Raw genomic sequence first — 19,502 nt, 5'->3', positions numbered from 1 at the left:
CACGGGCCGGTCAACTCGCGTGCCCTGGCCCCGCCTTCACCAACGGACGTGCCTGGTCCGGCCCGTGCGCCGACCCCCAACAGGCTCTGCCCCTCACCAGTCGTCACCCCCGAAGCCGCCGCCGCTGTCACCGAAGCCGCCTCCGAAGTCGGCGGGATCGAAGCTCGCCCCGGAGAAGTCCCCGCCCTCGGTGCCGCTCTCCCCGTAGGGGGAGTCGGCGAAGGCGGACGGGGCGCTGAGGAACGAGCCGAGCACGGTGCCGGCGACAAGACCGGTCAGCATGCCGCCGCCGAAATAGCCGCCTGCCCACGGCGTGTAGGCGGGCCCCGCGTTCCAGTAGGGCTGTGGCCCGTCCGGCGTCTGCACCGTGCGGGCCTGCGGCTCCTCGCCTGCGGACAGGCGGGTGGCGTCCGCGGTGCAGGCGGGCACGGTGCGCGGTGCGCCGCCGGTGGGCGCCCACTGCACGTCGACGGTGGACGGGCCGTGCCGCGGGTCGAAGAAGCAGGGGGCACGGCGGACGGGCAGCGGTTCGCCGATGCGGCGCGAGGCGAGGGTCGCCAGCGCGAACCGCCCCTCGTCCAGCGCCTCGGTCACCGCCCGTACGTCCTCGGGGCGGCGCGCGGCGTCCATCGCGGACTTGGCGGTGTCGTACGCGTCCAGCGCGCGGGTGTAGTCCTGCCGCATGGCGTCGTCGGCCCCGGGCTCGGACGGGTGGAAGTCGAGTCGTTCGAGCGCCTCGCCGAAGGCGGTGATGTCCTCGTCGACCACCAGCCGCAGGGCCTTGAGTTCGGCCTGCTCCCGCTCCTCACGCTTCTTCCTGGTCCTGCGGTACAGCGCGTAACTGCCCGCGCCTGCGGCCACGATGATGGCGCCGCCGATGAGCAGCCCGCCCACGGAGCTCCCGTCGGTGCCGTCGTCGGCTTCCTCGCTCCAGGAGGCGGGCGCGTGGCCGTGTGCCTGGGCGGCGGCCTGCCCGGCGAATTCGTCCACCGTGGCCCGGGTGTCGCCTGCGTGGGACCGCCGCGCCGCGCCCTTGAGGTTGGTCACCGCGTTGCGGGGCAGCACCCGAGGGTCGGCCCCGGCGTTGAAGCCGTCGTCGCCGAGGTGCACGGCGTACACACCGGCGATGCCGACCTTGGTGCGCAGGTCCTGGAGCAGGGTGCGGCGGGGGAACTCGGGCGCGTCCGGCAGCACCGCGACGAACACCGGCCGGTCCGCCTCCCTGACCTTCTTCGCCAGGGCGTCGGCGGCGGCCTCGGGGAACTGCCCGCCGACCCGCGGGTCGACGTACACCGGGCCCTTCTTGAGGGCGGCAGCCACCGCGTCGAGACCGTCCGCGGCGTGGGCGGGCCGCGGTACCACGGCGGCTGCGGCCACCAGTGTGAGGACGGCCAGGAAGACGGCCGGCAGGAGCCTGGGCAGCAGCGCCCGGCTGAGGGCAGACATGGACGGATCTCCTTCAGGAATGCGGGAGTTTGACGGCAGGGCCTAGCCGTACGACAGGTCCGAGCACGGGTTGTCGTCGGCGGAACGGGCCTTCTTGGCCAGGTCGGGCGGCACTTCGGTGGTGGCGGGTGACGGGCCCGCTGCCGGGGCCTGTGCGTAGGAGGTGCCGACGGTGACGTCGATGCCGGGGGTGGTGGCCTGCCGGGTCGTCGAGTCGGGGAAGAGGCGCGCGACGGTGTGGGCCTGGTCCTCCTGTCCCGGACCGTAGGCGATGACCGTGGTGGCGAGGTGCTGGGTCGAGGCGGTGGTGGTGCGGTCGACGGTGAAGCCGGAGCCCTTCAGTTCGTCGGCCGCGCGGGCCGCGAGCCCCGTGACGGTGGTGCCGTTGTAGACGCTGACGCTGATGCCCGCGCCGGACACCGAGGCGCTGGGGCTCGGGTCGGCCTTGCCGCCGTCGTCCGCGTCCCCGCTCTTGTCCCCACGGGCGTCCTTGCCGTCGATGGTGCGGTCCGCGCGCAGCGCCGCCCACAGCTGGTCGGCCTCCGGGTGCACGATGGCGACCCGCGCGCCCTGGTAACGCCAGGGCAGCGTCACGAACTTGGTGTTGTGCAGGTCGATGTCCTTCAGCTCCATCGCGAAGGAGATCAGCTTGTTCGCCGAGCCCAGACCGGGGTCGACGGTCAGCGACTCGGTGGCGGCGGTGGCCAGCGGCAGCAGCGCTGCCGGGTTCATCCCCTGCGACTTGACCTTCTTGATCAGGCTGGAGACGAACGCCTGCTGGCGCTTGATGCGGCCGATGTCGGAGCCGTCGCCGATGCCGTGCCGCAGGCGTACGTAGTCCAGGGCCTTCTGGCCCGAGACGGTCTGCGGTCCCTTCTTGAAGATGACCTTGCCGAGCGAGCCGCGGTTGGGGTTGAGATGGCCCTGGCGGACCTCGTTGGGCAGGCACACCGGGACGCCGCCGACGGCCGACGTCATCTTGGAGAACCCCTCGAAGTCGACCACCATGGTGTGGTCCACCCGCAGCCCGGTCAGCTTCTCGACCGTGTTCTGGGCGCAGGCGGGGTTGCCCTTCGGTGTCTCGCCGATGGTGAACGCGACGTTGAACATGGTGTTGGGCTTCGGCCGGCTCCACTGCCCGTCGGGGAGTTTGCACGCCGGTATGGTCACCAGCGTGTCCCGCGGTATGGAGACCGCCACGGCGTGCTTGCGGTCGCCGTAGACGTGCAGCAGGAACGCGGTGTCCGAGCGTCCCACCGCCCCCTCGCCGCCGCCCAGTTTGCTGTTGCCGCCCGAGCGTGAGTCCGAGCCGATGACCAGCACGTTGCTGCCGCCGGTCCCGGCGGCGGGCCGGTCGCGGCTCACCCCGTCGGCGCCGAACGTGGTGATCTTCCCGTCGAGGTGGACGTAGAACCACCCGGCGCCGGCGGCGAGCAGTACGAGGAACGAGACCACGGTGATCGCGGCTATCCGGACCTTGCTGCGCTTGCGCCGCCGCCGTCGGGCAGGCCCCTCGCCGCTGCGGCGTCCCACTCGTGCCGTATGGCTGCCTGTCACGTGTACACCCTCATCCGTGCGGGGTTTCTTGCAGGGGAAGGCGGCTGGCACCGCCTTGGTTATACAGTTGCGCAATGTAGCAAGTGAAATCCGGGGCCGGGTCCTGCGGGACGCCGGTCCACAACGAACTGGGAGGCGGGCACACGATGCTGCGCAACGGACTTGAGCCCTGGCACCTGCTGATCGTGGCGCTTGTGGTGATCCTGCTCTTCGGGTCGAAGAAGCTCCCGGACACCGCTCGCGCCCTGGGCAAATCGCTGCGGATCCTCAAGAGCGAGACCAAGGCCATGAAGAGCGACGGCACGGAACCCGCGGCCACGTACGAGTCCGGCGAGCCGGCGCGTCCGGAGCCGCACACGATCCACGCCATGCCGGGCGGCCCGGTCACGGGGCGCCCCGAGGGAGTGGCCGATCCGGGGGCGTTCGGTTCCGGTGCGACGCGCGCGGGCGCCGGGCACCCGGCACCGGAAAATCCGGAACGTCATGAACGTCAGGAAACCGTGAACCGCCCTGCGGGGCCCGCTTCCTGACGTTCCGTCATGAATGGCTTGATGCGGACCGCTCCCCGTCGGGCGCCGACCTGCTTCCGCCCATGGGTAATACTTTAGATATTGCGCAAGCAGGGAACCATCATGGAGGGCACCTTGACGGTTCCGTACGACGCCGGAGGGCTTGCCGTCCGGTCACCCATCGCAGGCAAGAGGAGAAGCAGCACCATGGGCGTCAGCCTCACCAAGGGCCAGAACGTCGTCCTCAACCAGGACGGCACCCCGCTCGCGGATGTCACGGTCGGCCTCGGCTGGGACGCCCGGCCCGTCGGGGGCCGGGACGTCGACCTGGACGCCTCGGCCATAATCTGCGGCCCCGGCCAGAAGGCCGTGTCCGACCGGCACTTCATCTTCTACAACAACCTCGCGAGCCCCGACGGCGCGGTCCGTCACACCGGAGACAACACCACGGGTGACGGCGAAGGTGACGACGAGCAGATCCTCGTCGACCTCGACCGGCTGGACGCACCGGGCGCCGATGTCGAGCAGGTCGTCTTCACCGTCTCGCTGCACGACGCCGAAACGCGCGGCCAGAACTTCGGCCAGGTCGACGACGCCTACATCCGCGTCGTCGACAACCTCACGGGCCGGGAGATGTGCCGCTACGAACTCTCCTACGACGCCGCGGGCGAGACCGCCATGGTCTTCGGTGCCCTCTACCGCCGCGGCGGCGAATGGAAGTTCCGGGCCGTCGGCCAGGGCTACGCGTCCGGCCTGGCCGGTATCGCCACCGACTACGGGGTCGACGTTGGCTGACACCGGCGCCGCCCCACTCGCCCGCCCCTCTTCACCTGACTCGGGGGAACACGTGTATGAGCCCATCCGCTTAAGAGCGGAGGACGGACCCGACTTCGAGCAGCTGCTGGACCGCGCCCTGCGGACCCCGGAGGTCACCGACGCGCTGCGCCGCTGTGACGAGGGTGTCGACGCCGGGCAGTTGCGCGCCCAGGCGCTCGGTTCACAAGCCGCCATCGCCGCTGCGGCAGCGGCGGAGTACCGGACCTATCTCGCGCTCCGTACCGCAGGCGCCCGGCCGGTCACCCTGCCGCACCGGTCCGGCCGGACGGCACGGGCCACCGGCGGACTGCTGCCCGCGCTGGGCGTGCTGGTGCCGGGGCTGGCGGCCACCGCCGCCGCCATCTTCCTGCTCATCGGCTTCGGGCTGCGCGCCGTCGGCATGTCGTCCAGCCTCGCGGACGACCTGGTGTTCGCCGGGGTGACGGCGGCCTGCATCGCGGCGGTGGCGACGCTGGCCGGGCTGTTCTGGATGCTCGTCGTGGCGGCGCGCAACCGCTCGGTGCCGGACGGCGGTGCGGAGCAGGACCCCTATGCCGCGCTGGTGCGGGCGCGCGAGGCGTGGCACGGCGCGCTGCTGGAACGCGGCGTGCTGCCGTTCCTGCTCGGAAGGCTCGATACCGGACTCCCGTCCAAGAAGGCGGGCCCGGTCGCCGGCCGGGCGCTGCCGGTGACCGGCGTGGACGACGCGGGGACGGCGGGCGACGGCCATCGGCGTCGGCGCGGCGGGCCCGGCTACAGCGCGCCCGACTTCGCGAGCCCCGACTTCAGCAGCCCGGACTTCACCGGGCCCGAGGCGCCGAGCCGGGAATGACCGGGCCGTGAGGCGGCAGGCCGCCGGCCTTCCGGCGGGGCGGGCGGCCGTGCGCAGGCGGCGATGCACGGCCGCCCGCCTACCCGGCCGCCGGGGCCCGCTCGTCCTCGGGCACCGAGATCACCCAGTGCGTCGCCTGCCGCGGGCGGAGATAACCCACCCAGTACAGCGCGGCCACGGCCACGATGACGCCGGTGATGACCAGGCTCTTGGTGCTCTGCTGACACAGCACCCACACGAGCACCGCGACGAGCGCCACCGGGACCGCCGGCCACAGCGGCATGCGCCAGGCCGCCCGGTGCCTGTGCGCCCCGCGGCGGGACACCAGCGCGCCCAGCGCGACGAAGACGTACATCGCCGCGACCGCGACGCCGGTCACCTCGCTCAGGGTGTCGAGGTTGACGAAGCACAGGGCCGCACCGGGGACGCCCACACCCAAGGTCGCCGCCCACGGTGACCCGAAGCGCCTGCCGACGTGCGAGAAGACGCGGTTGACCCGGTCCGGCCAGGCCGCGTCGCGGGCCGACGAGAAGACCACGCGGGAGTTCTGGATCACCATCACGATCGCGGCGTTGATGATGGCCAGGGCGATGCAGAGGCTGACGAAGGTGCCGACACCCGAATTGCTCCAGCCCGTCACCATGCCGGCGACGTCACCGGCGCCCAGGGTCGCCAGGTCCGGTGCGCCCAGCGTGATCGCGACCACCGGGATCAGGACGATGGCCGCGCCGATGCCGAGGGTCCACAGCACGGTGCGGGAGACGTTGCGGCGCGGATTGTCCATCTCCTCGGCGAGGTACACGGCGGTGGAGAAGCCCTGGAGGATGAAGAGCGCGGTGGCCAGGCCCGTCACGATCAGTCCCGCGGTGACCGCGCTGCTGTGCCCGTGCCCCGCGTCGATCACGGGATGGATCAGCACCGACGCGGGCCGGCCGGCGTGCCCGAAGCCGAGGAACGCGACGACCGCGCAGGCCACCACCTCGAGCACCAGGAAGATGCCGGTGATCCAGGCATTGGCACGCAGGTCGAGCAGGCCCATGGCGGTCGCCAGCAGCATGACGGCGGCGGCGGTGAGCTGCGGATCCAGATGCACGAGCGGGGCCAGGTAGTCGGCGGTGCCCAGGGCGATGATCGGCGGAACGATCATGACGACGATCAGGGACAGTACGAAAACCAGCCACCCGGCGAGCCGCCCCATCAGCGTGCCGACCATGGCGTACTCGCCACCGGAGCTGGGCACCAGCGTGCCCAGCTCGGAGTAGGTGAAGGCGACGCCTATGCACAGCAGGGCCGCGACGGCGATGGTGAGCGCGGTACCGGTGCCCAGGGTGGCGAACGAATCCGGCACGATCACGAACAGCGACGACGCCGGTGTCAGGCAGGACAGGGTGAGCAGCGTGCCGCCCACCACCCCGATGGAGCGGTTGAGCTGGGGCGCTTCCCCGTCCGGCGCGTGACGTGAATCCCGGCCCGGCGGCGTGGAAGCAACGGGTGCGGTGGGCGTCTGGGTCATCCGTGTCCCATCAGTGCTGGCGGCAGGAGGGGGCATCCTTTGGGGGGAGAGTGCCTCGAAACGGCCTTCCGGTGGATCGAGGGCGTCGCTTCGGTGACCGAATACAACCGCTGCCCGGCACGTACGTCAAGGTCTCGTAAGGATTCACAGGCAACGAAATCCGTTGATGGGTACCTGTATTGAGGTCCTTATCCGTGCAGGGGGCGCAAGGCGTACGCGGAATCGGTTGCGCTGCTGCCATGTGGCCGGTCGCTTCGGATTCCCCCGTGGCCGGAACCCACTCCCCGGCGCCGGAGCGTGAGTTCCCGATCCCGGCGGGTTCAGCGTGTGTCGTCCGGAGCGGGGACGCGGCCGGTCGGCTCGGTGCCCGCCGTCGGCAGGAAGACGCCGATGAGGTACTTGTACAGACCGGCGCCGAGCACACCACCGACCAAGGGGCCGATGAGGGGCACCCAGAAATAGAAATTGCCCCACTGATCCCGCCAGGCACCCCGGTAACCGGTGAGGAAGCTGGCGAGCCGGGGCCCGAAATCCCGCGCCGGATTGATCGCGTAACCGGCGTCGGTCCCGAACGCCATGCCGATCGCGACCACGACAAGACCGATGACGAACGCCGCCATATTGGCTCCGGGCGGCGTGTTCAGCAGGTCGGTGATCGCGAAGATGAGAAGCAACAGCAGGGCGGTACCGATCACTTGGTCGCGGAATGCGCCCCACTCGTGAATGCCCGCCGTGGTCGAACCGTTCCCCGGCAGGGTGGAAAAGACGAACTGCGTCTTGAGGGAATGCGCCGGATCCGCCCTGGCCAGCACCTCGGTGTAATTCCAGCGCACCAGGAGCGCGGCGACGAAGGCGCCGGCCGTCTGCGCGAGCGCATAGGGCACGACCTTGGCCCAGGAGAACCCCTTGAAGACCGCGAGTGCCAGCGTCACGGCCGGATTGAGGTGGGCGCCGCTGATCCGCGCCGCGACGTAGACACCGAGCGTGACACCGAGACCCCAGGCCCAGGCGATGCTGTCGTGGTCACCCAGACCACCCTTGGGATCGGTGAGGGCGCCCCCGGCCACCACCTGGGCGACCACGCCGCACCCGAAGAGAATGAGCACCATCGTGCCCAGGAATTCCGCGGACATCTCGCGGATGATCCGGGACTGGGGAACCGGTTCGCTCATGGGATTCGGCGTCTCCTCGATGAATTCGGGGCCCGGCCTGCTCGCGTCGAGGCGTCCGCAATGATCGTCATTGCACCCCGGGCCATCGCGCCACCCGGAATCCGTCCGGCCAGGCATAAATGATCCGGCCGGGTGGCACGGCTGCGCCGTACGAGTTGCCGCACGGCAGAGGGAATCCCCGCCGACGTGGCGGCCCGCGAGCCATCCGAAAGCGAGGATTACGGTGCACAATCGCGGCGGAAGAAATCCCGTGGCCCCCGCCCCCGCCGCCGCTCCCGGCGTGAAAAGAGAGCTGCCCGTGTCTCTGCTACTGACCCTGCTCGGCGGACTGAGCGGCGCCGCACTCCGCTACGGCGCGGAACGCGGACTGCGCCGACGCGGCCGTGACCTCGCCCGCTGGATCCCCATCGCCCTGAACGCCGCGGGATGCTTCCTGCTCGGTGCCCTCGCGGGATGGGCGCATCTGCACCGGATGGTCAGTGGCCTGATCCTGCTCGCCGGTGCCGTCACCGCGTACAGCGTCGCCGGAGACGACAACGGGCGGCTGGCACTGGGCGGCCGGCGCGGGCCCGCACTGCGCCACGTCCTGGCCGGGTGGTGCGTCGGCCTGCCCGCCGCGGCCGTCGGTGCCTTCATGGCCCTGAACTGACGCCGCCCGCACGGCCGTTACGCGGGCGGGGGCGGCGGGTAACCGACGCGTGCGGCGCCCGCACCCCGCCGCCGTGGCCCACCTTCCGTACCGGTGCGAAGAGTTGGTGCCCGAGGGACATGTCACGGCGGATGACGGGCATGGGGGTGGGTGACGGAGACCGAGCAACCGGCGGGAGCCACGACATGCGCCACACCGGAACGACCACGATGGACACCGCACACCTGGCGGGGCAGCACACGCCGGAGACGGACGCCTTCGACGACCCGGTGGCACTGCCCCGCATCGAATCCCCCCGGACCGTCGCGCCGGCCGACGCCCGTGAGCTGTCGCGGCTGTTCTTCGAACGGCTCACGGCGCTGGAGGAGGGGACGCACGAGTATCAGTACGCGCGCAACACCCTCATCGAGATGAACCTGTCGCTGGTGCAGTACGTCGCACGCCGCTTCCGCAGCCGGGGACCGGAGACGGACGACATCGTGCAGGTCGGCACCATCGGCCTGATCAAGGCCATCGACCGCTTCGACACCTCGCTGGAGAACGAGTTCACGACCTTCGCCGTCCCCTACATCAGCGGCGAGATCAAGCGGTTCTTCCGTGACACCACCTGGTCGGTACGTGTGCCGCGCCGACTCCAGGAACTCCGCGTCGACCTCGCCCGCGCCCGCGAGGAACTGGAGGGCGACGGCGTCCACGAGCCCGGCGTCGCCGACCTGGCGAGCCACCTCGGCCTGAAGGAGGAAGAGGTCAACGAAGGGCTCGTCGCCTGCAACGGTTACGACTCCGACTCCATCGACCGGCCCGTCCACACGCGGGGCAGGCAGCAGGCCGGGCTCGTCGCCGATCTCATCGGCCAGGAGGACCCGGCGCTCGCGCTGGCCGAAGACCTGCACGCGCTCAAACCGCACCTCGCCGGGCTCGACGAGCGGGAGCGCATCCTGATCCGGCTCCGCTTCGGCGAGGAGATGACCCAGTCGGAGATCGGCGCGGAGCTCGGCCTGTCCCAGATGCACGTCTCCCGCCTGCTCAGCCGTGCCTTCAGCACCCTGCGCGACGGCCTGCTCGCCGAGGAGTGAGCGACCGCGCGGGCCATCCGGCCCCGGTGCTCACCGGGCGAGGGTGGCCAGCAGGATCTTGCCGCCGCACGGGTGCGGCCTGATCGTGATGTCGCGGGCCAGGCTGCGCACCATGGGCCAACCGAAGCCGCCCGTCCGGCCGGTGAGGTCGGGTCGGCGCTCCTGCGGGTGCGCGGGGCTGGGGTCCTCGACGCCGACCAGGATGCTGTCGAGATCCGCGGTCAGGTGCAGGGCCGTGACGGCGCCCGCGTGCCGCAAGGCGTTGGCGACCAGCTCGGACACCAGCAGGAGCAGGTTCTGGACGGTGGTCGCGGGCAGCTCGGGGGTGAGCGCGGCGACGAAGCCGGCGGCGAAGTCCCGGGCGTCCGCCGCCGTACCGGGACGGCAGACGGGCAGGGCGGACCGGGCCGTGTGATCGTCCGTCGCAAGCTGATGCATAAGCGTCTTCACCCCTGTCGGCGGGGCCTCTCGTTCGGTTGCTTTCCCCCAGGCGTCCGCCTGCGGTCCAGGTCCGTCTACCCAGCGGAATCCGGGTGAAAAGGATGCGTGGCAGGCGCCCGTGAGAGATCCCCGGCACCGCCGTTCACGGGAGGCCCTGAACGGGACGGTGTGCGGCAGGGCCGGGATGTCGTCGGTGTCCAGAATATCGGTGCGCCGGGCCGCCGCGACGCCCGGCCCTGGGGCGGGTCCGCCGGGCCGCCGGGCCGTCGGCCCGGCGCGGGAGAGGCGGTCACCGGCGCCGATGCGGGGAGCGGAACCGGGTGCCACACTTGTCGTGCCGGCGCTGAGGTGGGCGGCGCACGCGGTCCGACGCAACGGGCGGGTCCGCGTCCCGCCGGAACCGCGCCCCGCACCGGCGCGGACCCATGACCGCGACACCACCGACGGGCTCGGACCCGCCGGTGGTTCCCCACGTGTGGAGCGGACTTGTGATGCCTGACGGAGGGCAGTGGGACAGCGCCCTGTTCCAGGGAACCGCGGCCTACTACGAGCGCGGCCGGCTCCCGTACGCGCCCGGATTCGCCGGGACACTGGCCACGGCCATCGGTCTGGACGGCCGGGGCAGAATCCTCGACGTCGGCTGCGGACCCGGCACCGCGCTGCTCGCGCTGGCGCGCTACGTCACCGAGGCGGTCGGCATCGACCCGGACGCGGACATGGTGGCCGAGGCCGAGCGGCAGGCCGAACGCCGCGGGGTGACCAACGCGCGCTGGGCTGCGGTCTGCGCCGAGGACCTGCCGGCGGGTCTCGGCGAATTCCGCGCCGTGGTGTTCGCCAAGTCCTTCCACTGGACGGACCGCGAGCGTGTCGCGGCCACCGTGCGGGAGATGCTGGAGCCCGGAGGTGCGTTCGTCCACATCAGCGACCTGGACGTGCCGCCCGACGCACCGACGCCGCTGCCGTGGCCCGCGCCCCCGTACGACCGGATCGGCGAGCTGGTGCGCCGCTATCTGGGACCGGTGCGCCGTGCGGGGCGGGGAGTGCTCGTCAACGGCACACCGGACCGGGAGGACCTGGTCCTCGCCCGGACCGGGTTCGTGAACTGCGAACGGCATGTCGTGCCTGCCGGAGGCGTGGCCGACCGCACCACGGACGACATGGTGGCGTGGGTGTTCTCCCGCTCCAACTGCGCACCGCACCTGTTCGGCGACAGGCTGCCGGACTTCGAGCGGGACCTGCGCGAGGTGCTGCGGCAGGCGGCACCCGAGAACCGCTTCGCCGAACGGCTGCCGGCGACCGGAATCATGATCTGGCGCAAGCCCGAGCGGTGACACCGGCCGGGCGGACCGACGGCCGGTCCCGGGCCACGGGCCTGCTCACACCCGCGCCGGGCGGACCGCCGACCGCGGGCGTAATGTGGATCCGACGACCTCCGTGACCAGGGGCTTTTGTGCAGGCGGGCCCGGCCGACGCGCGTCCGGCGGGGTTCCTCACAGCCGCCGCGCGCACCCGGTCCGCAGCATCCCGTACGCATCCTCAGCGTGCAGACGAGGAGGCAGTGCCATGCGACTCTCGCTCCTGCGGCCCGTCATCGACCGGACCGGCCCGTGGATATCCGTGTACGCCGACGCCTCCTACGGCGCGGAAGACGCCGCCGCGCAGCAGGAGTTGTCGGCGAAGGCCGTCACGGACCGGCTGTTCGAGCTGGGTGCGGACGAGGCCACCTGCGGTGCGGTGCACGCGGCGCTGGTCACGCCGCCCGGCGGCGCATCGGCCGCGGACCGTGGCCGGGCGCTGCTCGCCGCCAACGGTGAGGTGGTGCTCGACCAACGGCTTCCCGGGCGGCCCGTCGGCCCGTTCGCCACCTGGTCGCATCTGCCCCGGCTGACACCGCTGCTCGAAGCCTTCGGTGACGACCCCGTCTGCCTCGTCGTGCACGTCGACCGGACCGGCGCCGACCTCACGGTGCGGGACGACCACGGGAGCCGGGGCGCGGGCCGGGCCCACGGCACACCAGCGGCGGACTGGTCCGAGCGGCACTTCCGGACGCGGCCGGAGAACACCTGGGAGCGGAACGCGGGCGAGATCGCCGCCGCTGCCGGTGCGGCGTTCGACAGCTGCGGGGCGGAGATCATGCTGCTGACCGGTGACGCACCCGAGCGCCGCGCCGTGTTCGACGGGCTCCCCGAACCGCTCCGTGCCGTGACCTACGAGACCGGACACGGCGGGCGGGGGCCCGGAGCGGAGAGCGAGCGGGTGGCGCGGGACATCGCCCAGCTGCGGGCGGCCCGCGAACAGGAGCACGTCGATGAGGTGCTGGGACGCTTCAAGGCGAGTGCCGGGCCCGGGGGAGGCGCAGACCCCGAGGTGGTGGCCGGCGTCGCCTCTCTCGTCGACGCGGCGCGGGAGCACCGCATCGACACGCTGCTCATCAGCCCGGACGGCCCGGACGTGGGCAGCGAGGTCTGGGTGGGCTCACGGGCCGACCAACTCGCCGTCCACGGCTCGGAGTTGCATCGCCTGGGCGAGGCGCACCCGGCCCCGGCACGCGCCGACGACGCGCTGGTGTGCTCGGCGGTCGCGGACGGCGCGGAGGCCGTGGTCATCCATGACGTCACGCAAGCACCGGCCGGCGGCCTCGGCGCCCTGCTGCGCCGGACGGAGTCCGCGCGGGGCTGACGGGCGCGGCGCCCGGAGCGCGCCCTGGTGGACCGCCTCGGCCGGTGATCAGCGGGCGAGCCGAGGGAAGAGAGCTGCGGCGCTGCCACGGTCGATCGCCTCGGCCTGGCCCGGGGTGAAGTCGGGGTACGTCTCCAGGAAGTGGTTGTAGTAACTGCCGGCGTCCTGCGGGGCGAAGGGCCAGTCGCTGCCGTAGAGGACGTGGCCCGGCTCGGCGAACGCCAGCAGCGCGGGCAGCGCGCTGGGGCTGGCGGCCAGCGCGGTGTCGAAGTGGAAGCGCTTGAGGTCGCGGATGACGTCGTCGGCGGTGCGGCCGGTGTCGGTCACGGTCGAGGTCAGGCCGGCGAACCGGTAGGCCGCGTACGGCAGGAAGCCGCCGCCGTGCGACAGGATGACCCGCACTTTCGGGTACCGGCTCAGTACGCCGTTGAGCAGCATGTTCAGGGCGGTGCGCGTGGTGTCGAAGACGTAGTCGGCGAGCGGCGCCGGGGTGCCGGGGAGCAGCGCCATCGGGGGCTGCGCGGGGTGCACGAACACCACCGCCTCGCGCCGGTCCAGCTCGGCCCACAGCGGCTCGAAATCCGGGTCGCCCAGGTAGCGGCCCCGGGCGTTGGACATCAGCACCACGCCGTCGGCGCCCAGGGTGTCCAGCGCGTAGGCCGTCTCCTCCAGGGCGCCGTCCACGTCCGGCAGCGGCACGGAGGCGAAGGAGCCGATCCGGTCGGGGTGGTCCTTGGCCATCTCGGCGCCGTACTCGTTGACGGCACGGGCCAGGGCGCGGGCCTCGGCGTCCCCGCCTCCGAGGTGCACGCCGGGCGAGGTGACGGACAGGACGCCGGCGGCGATGCCCTGCTCGTCCATCATCGCGAGCGCGCCGGGCGCGCTCCAGGCCGGAACGGCCCAGCCGCCGGAGTCCAGGCCACGGGCTTCCAGGGCCGCCGCCCAGACGGGCGGAACCAGGTGCTGGTGCACATCGATGCGCGCGGGCAGGTCCATTTCATTGCCTCGCTATCAGTTAGCTTGCTAATGATTTCCTTGAGTAAGCTAACGGTCATGGAGGGAAGACACAACAAGGCCCAGGACGACAATGCGGGACCGGAGGCGCCCGGGGCGTCGGCCGCCGGGGTGGACGAGCTGGCGCAGGCCGCCGACGCGCTCTTCTACGCGATGCGCCGCGCCCGCTCGGTCGCAGGTCAGGCGGGATCCGGCCTGACCCTGGCGCAGCTGGCCCTGCTCGAACCGCTGGCGGCGGATGACGAGCTGCCGGTCGGCCGGCTGGCCGCCGCCGCCGGGGTCAGCGTCCCCACCGCCACCCGGATGCTCCAGCAGCTGGAGAGCAAGGGCAGCGTCACCCGTCACCGCTCGCCCGCCGACGAACGCCGGGTCCTGGTCGGCCTCACCGAAGAGGGCCTGCGCCAACTGACGGCCGTACGCGCCCGGTTGCGCGAACGCCAGACCAGGACCCTCGCCCGGATCCCGTCCGGCGAACGCGCCCGGCTCACCCGCCAACTGCACGACCTGGCCGAAGCGATCACCGCCCTGGACGCCTGACGGGAGCGGCGCCTTCGGCCGCACCGGCCTGATCGGCGAGGAGGGCATCCGGACGTCCGTCGGGCTGCCCGCCGACCACGCCCGCGGCGGCCGGGCCCGGCACCTGCTCGGCTCTCCCCATGTCGCGGGCGGCGCGCTTTCGGCGTGAAGTGGTGAGGGGAGCGGCCATGCCCCCCGGGCGGCCGGGGGTGGTCAGGAACCTTCAGCGCTCGAAGACCGATCCGGCCGGGCACGGAAACAGGAGGCTGACGCCATGCCGACCGCGGAGTACGTCGCTCCCGTGCCGGGCGCTCCGTGCTGGGTGAGCCTGTCGACTCACGACCTCAGCAGCGCGCAGGACTTCTACGGTCAGGTGCTCGGCTGGACCTTCAGGCCGGGCAGCCTCGGCGACGACTTCTCCGTCGCGCTCGCCGGAGGGAAACCGGTGGCGGGCCTCGGCGCCGTCGCGCCGAAATGGCACCTGCCGGTCGTCTGGACCCCGTACTTCGCGGTCGAAGGCGCCGACGACACCGCGGCCCGGATCAGGGAACGCGGCGCCACCGTCGCCGTCGGCCCGCTCCGCCTGGGACACGGACGGGTGGCCCTGGCGGCCGACCGCGACGGCGCCAACTTCGGCTTCTGGGAGGGACGCACCCCCGCCTGGTCCGTCGGCCACGGCAGTGCGCCGCCGCTCCTCGAACTGCGCACCCGCGACGCCTTCGACGCGGCGATCTTCTACGCGGAGGTCTTCGGCTGGGCATCAGAACGCCCCGGTGGCTGCGACGTCATGTACGCGGACGAGGAGGTCGTGGTGAGCGAGGGCGGCCGTACGGTCGCCACGCTGCGGGGCGGCGGGGTCGAGTCCGCCCCCGACCCGCATGTGCGCCCGCAGTGGCACATCCACTTCCACGTCGACGACGTCGAACGGACGGCTGCCGCCGCGGCTGCCGCCGGCGGCTTCGTGCTGCCGCTGCCGCCCACCGTCGGCACGTCAGGCCCGCAGGCGGTCATCCGCGACCCGGACGGCGGGCTGTTCACGGTCTCCACCCCGTAGCGCGCGCAAGCCGCCGCGGGCCGTCCGGGTGGCTGCCGGGCGCGGGCGGGTCCACGCTGAGAAGTGCCGGGCCCGCCGCCGCCCTTCGTCAGCTTCGGAGCACGCCATGATCGTGATTCTCGGCCTCATCCTGCTGATCGCCGCGATAGCCGTCGGGGTCGCCGCCGTCGTCACGAACGTCGGCACCGGGCACGAACTCACGCAGGTGTTCACCGTGTTCGGCTACCACGTGACCGGATCGACCGGCGCGCTGTTCCTCTTCGGCGTGATCGTCGGCGCGGTGGGTGTCCTGGGGCTGAGCATGCTGCTGGCCGGTCTGCGCCGCTCCCCGCGCCGCGAGAGGCGCGCCGCGCTGCGGGACACCGACGCGCCGTCGGCCGACACCCGCCGTCACCGCCGCCCGCACCTCTTCGGGCACCGGACCGCCCACCGGTAGCGGACGAGCAGGTCAGCGGCGCGGTGGTAGCGCCGCCGCGATGCGCTGTGCGCGTTCCCGCGGGGTGAGCGCCGCGGCGTCGACGACGAGATCGAAACCGTCCGGCTCGCACACGTCGAGGTGGCCCCGGCTCAACCCGCGGAACCGTGCCGGGAAACGCGCCGCCTCCCTCTCCTCCAGGACCGCCAAGGGCGCGGTGAGATGCACCCACAACACGTCGTGGCCCCGGAGCGCACGCCGCCAGGCCGGCATCACTCCGGCGTCGATCGGCATCTCGTCGACGATGACGTTGTTCCCCTCCCGCAGCAGGCCGTCCACCGCCCGGCGCATACCGGCCAGCAGCTGCGCGCCGACCGCTCCGTAGCCGATCCGCAGGCGTGCGCGGCCGTCCCGCGGATCGGTGTCCCGGAGGTAGGAGAACCCCTCGGCGCTCGCCGTTCCCTCGCTGGTCCAGCGGTGCGGCAGCATGCCGAAGAAGGTGTCGAGGCCCAGGACGAGGAAGGCGTCCGGAAGAATCTCCTGGAGCTGCGCGGCCGTTGAGCTCTTGCCCGCTCCGGACGTCCCCGCGAGGACGATCGCCCGTCCCGGTGCCTTCATGATCACCCTTCTCCGTTCCTCGCTTCGGCTGCCGGTACGGCGCCGGTGTGCGGCTGACGCCGTGCACCGGCGGAAACCGCCGCAGGGGCTTGCCCGCGCGCATGGATACTGATCACCATGCGTACCGACTTCGACCCCGCAGCCATGCCCCGCAACGATTTCTACCGCCTCCTGACCGCCGTCGTGGTGCCGCGCCCCATCGCCTGGGTCTCCACCGTCGGCCCGGAAGGCGCCGCGAATCTCGCGCCTGCGTAGTTCTGAGGAAAGCGGTATCGGCTGAGGGGGACGTTAGCCCTGGTCAGCGGGGTGGTGCAAGGAACCGGGGGAGTGGCGACAGATGCTGCTACGTGGTCTGCGTGGCGTTCATGAGCCTTCCGCCCCGTTGACGCTGTCCGCCAATGTCTGGTGAGGCGCCCTTTGTGGCAGCGGCAAGCGGTTACTGATGCCTACGGACACCAACAGGTTCTTCGCCTGCTGGTGGTACAGCACATGCGCCCGTTTCGACCTGCGGAAATGGCACCCTGTGAGGCTCTCGGGCAGGGACTGGTCCGGGGATGGTCCGGATCTTGGTAGTTGCTGGCCCGGGCGACAGGGGCGGTCGGGAATGGGAAGTCGTGGGAGCGATCGCGAGAGTGGAGGACGCTCTCGCGGGTGGCCCGTCCTATCAACTACGGCCGGTGGTGGCGCCAGCTTCCCCAGGGCGAGCCTGAGCGCCAAGACCATAAAGGTGTCCGGACTCCCGCCGGCCACGGCGTTGTGTGAGCCTGGCTGCCGTCATCGGCAGGGGACTTTCGGCCACCTGCACCGCGTGGTTCGAGTCCGCTGGGAAGATCGTGAGCAGCTCAATCGCCGCGGAGCCTCATGCTGACAGCGGAAGCGGAGATGACCTGGGAAAGTAGCCTCCAACCGAACTCGTCTTCCCGGTCGAGTGCCGCCGCGTCGAGACCATTGAGGCCCTCGTGGATTTCGCGGATCGCGTCGTGCTCCCGGTCGCACACGGCTTCCAGGAGGCGCAGCATCTGCATCTTGAAGAGCATGCAGGTCACCCCTGCTTGGAGACTGAGATGCTCGACCGCCATGCGCGACGCGATGCTGACGAGAAGGGATAGAAGCTGCTGGCACCCGGGGGCGGGTGGTGCGTCGGCTTCGCCGATGAGGACCATGAGTGCGGTGCGACATTCGGGCACGCCGCAGGCAGCGGCCAGCCCCACTCGCAGCCCCACGTTGTGCAGGGTCTTGGCGATCACCTGCGGGTGCAGCGGCTGCTCGACCGCGAACGGGTGAATGGTTTGAAGGTGTTCCAGAGCATCGTTCCATCGATGCTGATAGGCCAGGGACTCGGTGAGGAGCCCTGTCAGTTCGAGGCGTTGTGGGCCCCGAAGGCCGTTGTCCTTAAGTAGCGTTCGGCAGCGCTGCTCTACTTCCTCGTCGGTCATGAGCCCGGTCGTGAGGGCGTCATTGATCTGGCCGATCTCGTGCTGAATGCGCAAGGACTCAGTGGCCGGCATTCGTTGGCGCAGGGAGGCGAAATCGGCTGTGAGGGCTTGTACCTCTGGCTCCAGGGCGCCCTGGCCGGTGTGACTGCTGAGCACCGTCAGGCAGTTGGCGACGGCCATGGACACGTCCTCGGGCCGGGAGTCGGCCAGTTGGAAGGCGAGGTCTCGGGCGCGTTGCAGATGAGGCAGCCACACTGCCGATGCTTCACCGATGTTTCTCAGTACGTCCACGAGCTGGGAACGGGTCTTCAGCTCAAGCACGGGGGCCGGTTCCTTGCGGGTCAGCAGGTATTCCAGCTCGTTCTCGAATGCCTGCCGGGCGTCGTCCAGCTTCCCCCGCAGCACGTAGGTACCGGCTAGGTTGCCCCACATGACCGCCAGCGTGTCCGTGGCGATGCCCAGTCGGCCGGCATGGCTGGCGAGGCTCTGCACGTGCGGCAGGACTGCCAGGAGATGCTTGTCGTCATTCGCCTCGAGAAACGCCGTCAGCCACCCCTGAGCATGGTACGCAGCTCGACTCAGGATCTCGGACACGTCGGTGTGGCCTTCCGCCAGCGTGCGGATGACATGCTGCACGATCTCGTTGATGTTGATCGTGTCGTCGACGCCTTCGCAGTGCGCGGTGGACCATTCCTGCTGAGGCAGCGTGCACAGGGGTTCATCGCGCCGGGCCAGTGACTCGGCACGCAGCGCACGATGCATCTCATGGGCGGTGAAAGGGACCTTGGCCTGCGGGCCAAAGACCACTGGATGGCGAAGACCCGACCGGACGGCGTTGTCGCTGGACATTAGGGTGGAGAAGTAGAGAAGCCAGATCGGAATCTGCCGGGAGGCGAAATAGGCCGCGGGGAGCAGTGCGTGGGCTGCGGCCTCGGACGCCGGCTGCAGCTCTTCCTTGTCCATCAGGCGTTTCAGAGCCAACCGGATGGCTCCGACCAGCGTCTCAGGGTACCCGTGCGGAATGGCGTCTCGGTCATTCAGCGCTAGATCACGGATCTGCCCCAGATAGCGTCCCGCTTCCCTGAGCCCGAACTCGCAACCGGCAAGGTGACCGCAGGCGAGCTCTATCGCCAGTGGCCAGTACTCAAGCTGTTCTGCGAGAGCCGCAGCGGTCCCCTCGCTGTCGGCATCCCAATCTCCCTCATGGTGCAGGCGCATCCTGATCAGCTCTGTGGCCTGATCGGGAGTCATGCTCTGGATCGCTACCTTGGCTCGCTGGGTTGCCCAACTGACCTGGTTGGTCGAGGTGATGAGGACGTGGCCGCGCCCGCTGGTCGGAACCCAAGGATCCACCAAACGGCGGTCGACGACATTGTCGATGATCACGAGCCAGGGGCGTGCCGAGGAGCTCAGTAGCGTGCGCACCTGGTCACGGAGCCGACTGCTGTCGGTATTTGGGATGTTGTCCGTGCGACGGAGCAGCCAGTCGTGAATGCTCTGGAAGGAGGAGCGTAGGGACGTGCTGCTCTCGCCGTTCACCCAGAAGATGTGGTCGTAGGAGTCGGCCATGTCGTAGGCGAAATCGGCGGCGGTACTCGTCTTGCCGATGCCGGAGGGGCCGAGCAGCGCGCAGGTGGGAACCGTGCGTTCCCGTCCGCCGCTTGTTACAAGTCATCTCATTTGGTTCGGTAGGCTGTCGGTTGTGGTGGGGATCGTTGAGCGGTTGGTGCCGGAAGAGTTGTGGGAGTTGTTCCAGCGA

General features: G+C 71.0%; 17 protein-coding genes and 2 pseudogenes. 11 read left to right on the top strand and 8 right to left on the bottom strand.

The genetic code is table 11. The annotated features are described in order from the left end of the window. Nucleotides 1-93: 93 nt before the first annotated feature. Entirely contained in the window at nucleotides 94-1,446 is a 1,353-nt protein-coding gene (locus ACIBK8_RS23590) for a hypothetical protein (RefSeq protein WP_399043786.1), read from the bottom strand. Nucleotides 1,447-1,488: 42 nt separating this feature from the next. After that, nucleotides 1,489-3,003, bottom strand: a complete 1,515-nt coding sequence (locus tag ACIBK8_RS23585) for an LCP family protein (RefSeq protein WP_399043785.1) — start codon at nucleotides 3,001-3,003, stop codon at nucleotides 1,489-1,491. Nucleotides 3,004-3,149: 146 nt separating this feature from the next. Between ACIBK8_RS23585 and tatA the strand changes: the two are divergent. The 3 genes and pseudogenes from tatA to ACIBK8_RS23570 all read left to right on the top strand — a co-directional run. Next, nucleotides 3,150-3,401 (top strand): annotated as a pseudogene (gene tatA, locus ACIBK8_RS23580) (Sec-independent protein translocase subunit TatA); the annotation flags it as partial. A gap of 318 nt (nucleotides 3,402-3,719) precedes the next feature. Next, nucleotides 3,720-4,307: a TerD family protein gene (locus tag ACIBK8_RS23575; RefSeq protein ID WP_399043783.1), complete on the top strand. Its 588-nt coding sequence runs from the start codon at nucleotides 3,720-3,722 to the stop codon at nucleotides 4,305-4,307. A 52-nt stretch (nucleotides 4,308-4,359) separates the two neighbouring features. After that, nucleotides 4,360-5,160 carry a hypothetical protein gene (locus ACIBK8_RS23570; protein ID WP_399043782.1) on the top strand — a complete coding sequence of 267 codons (801 nt, stop codon included), beginning with the start codon at nucleotides 4,360-4,362 and terminating at the stop codon, nucleotides 5,158-5,160. A gap of 79 nt (nucleotides 5,161-5,239) precedes the next feature. Here the strand turns inward: ACIBK8_RS23570 and ACIBK8_RS23565 are convergent, their stop codons facing one another. After that, on the bottom strand, nucleotides 5,240-6,673 hold the full coding sequence (locus ACIBK8_RS23565) for an APC family permease (protein ID WP_399043780.1): 1,434 nt from the start codon (nucleotides 6,671-6,673) through the stop codon (nucleotides 5,240-5,242). A 320-nt stretch (nucleotides 6,674-6,993) separates the two neighbouring features. Continuing rightward, nucleotides 6,994-7,845 (bottom strand): MIP/aquaporin family protein, encoded by an 852-nt coding sequence (locus ACIBK8_RS23560; protein ID WP_399043779.1) that lies wholly within the window; start codon nucleotides 7,843-7,845, stop codon nucleotides 6,994-6,996. A 298-nt stretch (nucleotides 7,846-8,143) separates the two neighbouring features. Between ACIBK8_RS23560 and ACIBK8_RS23555 the strand changes: the two genes are divergently transcribed. Next, nucleotides 8,144-8,494, top strand: a complete 351-nt coding sequence (locus ACIBK8_RS23555) for a CrcB family protein (RefSeq protein ID WP_399043777.1) — start codon at nucleotides 8,144-8,146, stop codon at nucleotides 8,492-8,494. Between the two features lie 185 nt (nucleotides 8,495-8,679). Beyond that, nucleotides 8,680-9,570 carry a SigB/SigF/SigG family RNA polymerase sigma factor gene (locus ACIBK8_RS23550; RefSeq protein ID WP_399043776.1) on the top strand — a complete coding sequence of 297 codons (891 nt, stop codon included), beginning with the start codon at nucleotides 8,680-8,682 and terminating at the stop codon, nucleotides 9,568-9,570. 30 nt (nucleotides 9,571-9,600) lie between these two features. Here the strand turns inward: ACIBK8_RS23550 and ACIBK8_RS23545 are convergent, their stop codons facing one another. After that, a complete protein-coding gene (locus tag ACIBK8_RS23545; RefSeq protein ID WP_399043775.1) occupies nucleotides 9,601-10,008 on the bottom strand; it encodes an ATP-binding protein in 408 nt (135 codons plus the stop codon). 494 nt (nucleotides 10,009-10,502) lie between these two features. Between ACIBK8_RS23545 and ACIBK8_RS23540 the strand changes: the two genes are divergently transcribed. Further along, complete coding sequence (locus tag ACIBK8_RS23540; RefSeq protein ID WP_399043773.1) at nucleotides 10,503-11,342, top strand: class I SAM-dependent methyltransferase; 840 nt, start codon at nucleotides 10,503-10,505, stop codon at nucleotides 11,340-11,342. A gap of 232 nt (nucleotides 11,343-11,574) precedes the next feature. Beyond that, nucleotides 11,575-12,690 (top strand): hypothetical protein, encoded by a 1,116-nt coding sequence (locus ACIBK8_RS23535; protein ID WP_399043772.1) that lies wholly within the window; start codon nucleotides 11,575-11,577, stop codon nucleotides 12,688-12,690. A gap of 48 nt (nucleotides 12,691-12,738) precedes the next feature. Here the strand turns inward: ACIBK8_RS23535 and ACIBK8_RS23530 are convergent, their stop codons facing one another. Continuing rightward, entirely contained in the window at nucleotides 12,739-13,686 is a 948-nt protein-coding gene (locus ACIBK8_RS23530; protein ID WP_399043771.1) for an amidohydrolase family protein, read from the bottom strand. Nucleotides 13,687-13,743: 57 nt separating this feature from the next. On the opposite strand from ACIBK8_RS23530, the gene ACIBK8_RS23525 reads away from it, so the two are divergent. From ACIBK8_RS23525 to ACIBK8_RS23515, 3 genes are all read left to right on the top strand, one after another. Further along, nucleotides 13,744-14,241 (top strand): MarR family winged helix-turn-helix transcriptional regulator, encoded by a 498-nt coding sequence (locus ACIBK8_RS23525; protein ID WP_399043770.1) that lies wholly within the window; start codon nucleotides 13,744-13,746, stop codon nucleotides 14,239-14,241. A gap of 253 nt (nucleotides 14,242-14,494) precedes the next feature. Continuing rightward, the gene (locus ACIBK8_RS23520; protein ID WP_399043769.1) at nucleotides 14,495-15,274 is read left to right on the top strand and encodes a VOC family protein; all 780 of its coding nucleotides are present in this window, start codon (nucleotides 14,495-14,497) and stop codon (nucleotides 15,272-15,274) included. A 106-nt stretch (nucleotides 15,275-15,380) separates the two neighbouring features. Further along, nucleotides 15,381-15,710, top strand: a complete 330-nt coding sequence (locus tag ACIBK8_RS23515) for a hypothetical protein (RefSeq protein WP_399043768.1) — start codon at nucleotides 15,381-15,383, stop codon at nucleotides 15,708-15,710. A 12-nt stretch (nucleotides 15,711-15,722) separates the two neighbouring features. Here the strand turns inward: ACIBK8_RS23515 and ACIBK8_RS23510 are convergent, their stop codons facing one another. Then, the gene (locus ACIBK8_RS23510) at nucleotides 15,723-16,307 is read right to left on the bottom strand and encodes an AAA family ATPase (protein WP_399043767.1); all 585 of its coding nucleotides are present in this window, start codon (nucleotides 16,305-16,307) and stop codon (nucleotides 15,723-15,725) included. A 117-nt stretch (nucleotides 16,308-16,424) separates the two neighbouring features. On the opposite strand from ACIBK8_RS23510, the pseudogene ACIBK8_RS23505 reads away from it, so the two are divergent. After that, a pseudogene (locus ACIBK8_RS23505) lies at nucleotides 16,425-16,556 on the top strand (flavin reductase family protein); the annotation flags it as partial. A gap of 593 nt (nucleotides 16,557-17,149) precedes the next feature. Here ACIBK8_RS23505 and ACIBK8_RS23500 read toward each other — a convergent pair. Next, on the bottom strand, nucleotides 17,150-19,369 hold the full coding sequence (locus tag ACIBK8_RS23500; protein ID WP_399043968.1) for an NB-ARC domain-containing protein: 2,220 nt from the start codon (nucleotides 19,367-19,369) through the stop codon (nucleotides 17,150-17,152). Between the last annotated feature and the right edge of the window lie 133 nt (nucleotides 19,370-19,502).

The sequence above is a fragment of the Streptomyces sp. NPDC050161 genome, assembly GCF_044460025.1.
Taxonomy (GTDB): domain Bacteria; phylum Actinomycetota; class Actinomycetes; order Streptomycetales; family Streptomycetaceae; genus Streptomyces.
Note: the sequence above shows the minus strand (reverse complement) of the source record. Positions and strands in the feature narration are given on the sequence as shown.